This window comes from Dietzia sp. DQ11-38-2, assembly GCF_014145055.1.
In the GTDB taxonomy this organism is placed as follows: Bacteria; Actinomycetota; Actinomycetes; order Mycobacteriales; family Mycobacteriaceae; genus Dietzia.
Window position 1 is genome coordinate 1 of record NZ_JAALDW010000172.1, and the last position, 3,297, is coordinate 3,297.

Below are 3,297 nucleotides of genomic sequence, written 5' to 3' on the forward strand. Positions count from 1 at the left end.
CCCACCGCGCTGGTCGCCTCGCCGACCGCCTCCTCCGCGGTCCCCTCCTCCCCGCACCCCCCGAGCGCCAGGACGAGCACCGCGAACCCCGACGCGGCGACGATCCCGCGTCGTCGGACGGGACGGATCTCGCGGGCGCCCCGGGCGGACCGCTCGGCTCGGTGTGCGCGTGTGCTCATGACGGGCCCTCCTCGATGTGGGATGTGGGATGCGCCGAGTGGGGCCGACTGCGTGCCCGGGCGCGGGGGTCCTCCATGCGGGAAGAGTACGTACGCGGTCTGCCAGCTCGAGAGGGTTCGGCGGAGACGATGCGACCGGTGTCACAATCGAGACGAGATCGAGACCCGCCCGTCAGTGGCGCCCGGCCCCGTGAGGCGGGTGGGGAGCACACTGGCCGGGACACCGGGGTGGACCGCTGCCGGATCAAGTCCGGTCGTCGCGGACCGCCACTATGGTGGGGCGCATGGGCACTCACGGTCATCTGTCCGGATCGCTGGTCGTCGGGTCCCGGCACCATGACGAGGGTGTCCGCCGACTCCTCGCCAGCTTCGAGGCGGTCCCCCGGGGGGAGCCCGTCCGGCTGGCCAAGACGACGTCCAACCTGTTCAGGCCGCGCGCCTCGTCGTCGTCGCCCGGTCTCGACACCACCGGGCTGACGCGCGTGGTCTCCGTGGACCCGGACGCCCGCACCGCCGACGTGCAGGGCATGTGCACCTATGAGGATCTGGTGGACGCCACCCTGCCGTACGGGTTGATGCCGTACGTGGTGCCGCAGCTCAAGACCATCACCCTCGGTGGCGCCGTGACCGGGCTGGGCATCGAGTCCAGTTCCTTCAGGTTGGGGTTGCCCCACGAGTCGGTGCTGGAGATGGACGTCCTCACCGGGACGGGCGAGATCGTCACCGCCCGCCCCGACGGGACGGTGCGCGAGCAGGCGCTCTTCCGCGGGTTCCCCAACTCGTACGGCTCGCTCGGGTACGCCGTGCGGCTGCGCATCGCGCTCGAACCCGTGGCCCGCTACGTCGAGCTGCGACATCTCCGTTTCGGCTCCCTCGCCGCGCTGGCCGACGGGCTCGGGCGGATCAGCGAGTCCGGGTCGTACGACGACGAGGACGTCGATTTCCTGGACGGGGTCGTCTTCTCCGCCGACGAGTCCTACCTGACCCTGGGGCGGCGGACCGACGAGCCCGGTCCCGTCTCGGACTACACGGGAGTGCGGGACAAGCAGGCGATCTACTACCGGTCGATCCGGCACGGCGGACAGCCCGGATCGATGGCCCGCGACCGGTTGACCATCCGCGACTACCTGTGGCGGTGGGACACCGACTGGTTCTGGTGTTCGCGGGCGTTCGGCGTGCAGAATCCCCGGATCCGCGCCCTGTGGCCGCAGCACCTCCTCCGGTCGTCCGCGTACTGGAAGATCATCGGGCTGGACCACAGGTACGACCTGGGCAACCGGATCGGGGCGCTCAAGGGCGAGGGCCCGCGCGAGCGTGTGGTGCAGGACATCGAGGTGACCATCGACCGCACGGCCGAGTTCCTCGGGTGGTTCCTGAATGAGGTGCCCATCGAACCACTGTGGGTGTGTCCGTTGCGGCTGCGGGAGCGCACCCCGGCACCGACACCGGACGGGGGGCCGGGCTCCGACCGGCCGTGGCCTCTGTACCCGTTGTCGCCCGACACAACCTATGTCAACATCGGCTTCTGGTCCTCGGCGCCGGTAGAGCCGGGGTCGGTGGAGGGGGCGTGGAACCGGCGCATCGAGGAGGAGGTCTCCCGCCTCGGTGGACACAAGTCGCTCTACTCTGAGGTCTTCTACTCCCGGGAGGAGTTCGACCAGCTGTACGGCGGTGAGCACGCCGCCCGGCTGAAGGCGGAGTTCGACCCGAACGGTCGGTTCTCGACCCTCTACGACAAGGCGGTGGGTGCACGGTGACGACGGACAGGATGACGATCGGTGAGATCGTCGACGCATTCGCGACGGGCGAGCCACCCCTGCGTATCGAGGCCTACGACGGCTCGGTGTTCGGCCCGCCCGACAGTGAGCTGGTACTACGCCTGAAGAGTCCGAAGGCGCTGCAGTACTTCGTGACCGCGCCGGGGGATCTCGGGTTGGCCCGCGCCTACCTCATGGGTGAGCTCGAGGTCGACGGGGTACATCCCGGTGCGCCGCACGACGCGTTCGGCGCGCTCGAGGTCTTCCGCAAGGCCATGACCCGGAGGCCGGACGTGCGGACGATGGCCCGGATCGCCCGGTCGATCGGACGCGAGAACCTCACGATGCTGCCGATTCCCGAGCAGGAGGTGCCGGCGGCGTGGCGCCGGGTCGCGCACGGCATGCGGAGACACTCCAAGAAGCGGGACTCGGAGGTCGTGAGCTACCACTACGACGTGTCCAACCGGTTCTACGAGTGGATCCTCGGGCCCACCATGACCTATACCTGCGCGTGTTACACCGACGCACAGATGTCCCTGGAGAAGGCGCAGGAGAACAAGTACCGCCTCGTTTTCGACAAGCTCGGTCTCAAAGCCGGCGACAGGCTGCTGGACGTGGGGTGCGGGTGGGGCGGGATGGTGCGCTACGCGGCCTCCCGGGGGGTCCGCGCGATCGGCGTGACGCTCTCGCGGGAGCAGGTCGAGTGGGGCCAGGCCGCGATCCGAGCCCAGGGGCTGGAGGATCTGGCCGAGGTCCGGCTGATGGACTACCGCGACGTGCCCGAGCGCGACTTCGACGCCGTGAGTTCCATCGGCATCACAGAGCACATCGGGCGCAGGAACTACCACGGATACTTCACCCGACTCCACGGGTACCTGAAGCCGGGAGGGCGTCTGCTGAACCATTGCATCACCCGTCCGGACAACTCGCGGTCCGTCAAGGCGGGCGCGTTCATCGACCGGTACATCTTCCCGGACGGCGAACTGGCCGGTGCCGGGACCGTCCACCTCGAGGCGGAGAACGCGGGGTTCGAGGTGGTGCACGAGGAGAACCTCCGGCAGCACTACGCGTTCACCCTGCGCGACTGGTGCGCGAACCTGGTCGAACACTGGGACGAGGCGGTCGAGGAGGTCGGTGAACCCATGGCCAAACTGTGGGGTCTCTACATGGGCGCCTGCCAGTACGGCTTCGAACACAACAAGATCCAGCTCCACCAGATCCTGGCCGTCCGACTCGGCGACTCCATGACCTGGGACGTTCCCCTGCGGCAATGGTGGCAGGCGTGAACCGGATCAGGCCAGGTCGAGAGCCAGCAGGACGTCGCCGGTCGGCGCCGGGGATCCGCCCGCCGGCTCCTCGGT

Annotated in this window: 2 protein-coding genes; both read left to right on the forward strand. The window is 69.1% G+C overall.

Annotated features, from left to right (window positions below; genetic code table 11):
• Positions 1 to 463 precede the first annotated feature (463 nt).
• The gene (locus tag G6026_RS06615) at positions 464 to 1,936 is read left to right on the forward strand and encodes an FAD-binding oxidoreductase (protein ID WP_182612685.1); all 1,473 of its coding nucleotides are present in this window, start codon (positions 464 to 466) and stop codon (positions 1,934 to 1,936) included.
• 11 nt (positions 1,937 to 1,947) lie between these two features.
• On the forward strand, positions 1,948 to 3,222 hold the full coding sequence (locus tag G6026_RS06620) for a class I SAM-dependent methyltransferase (RefSeq protein ID WP_107757591.1): 1,275 nt from the start codon (positions 1,948 to 1,950) through the stop codon (positions 3,220 to 3,222).
• The last annotated feature ends 75 nt before the right edge of the window (positions 3,223 to 3,297 follow it).

Coding starts and splice junctions, on each gene's coding strand:
- G6026_RS06615 (WP_182612685.1), top strand. CDS start 464: ATGGGCACTCACGGTCATCTGTCCGGATCGCTGGTCGTCGGGTCCCGG.
- G6026_RS06620 (WP_107757591.1), top strand. CDS start 1,948: ATGACGATCGGTGAGATCGTCGACGCATTCGCGACGGGCGAGCCACCC.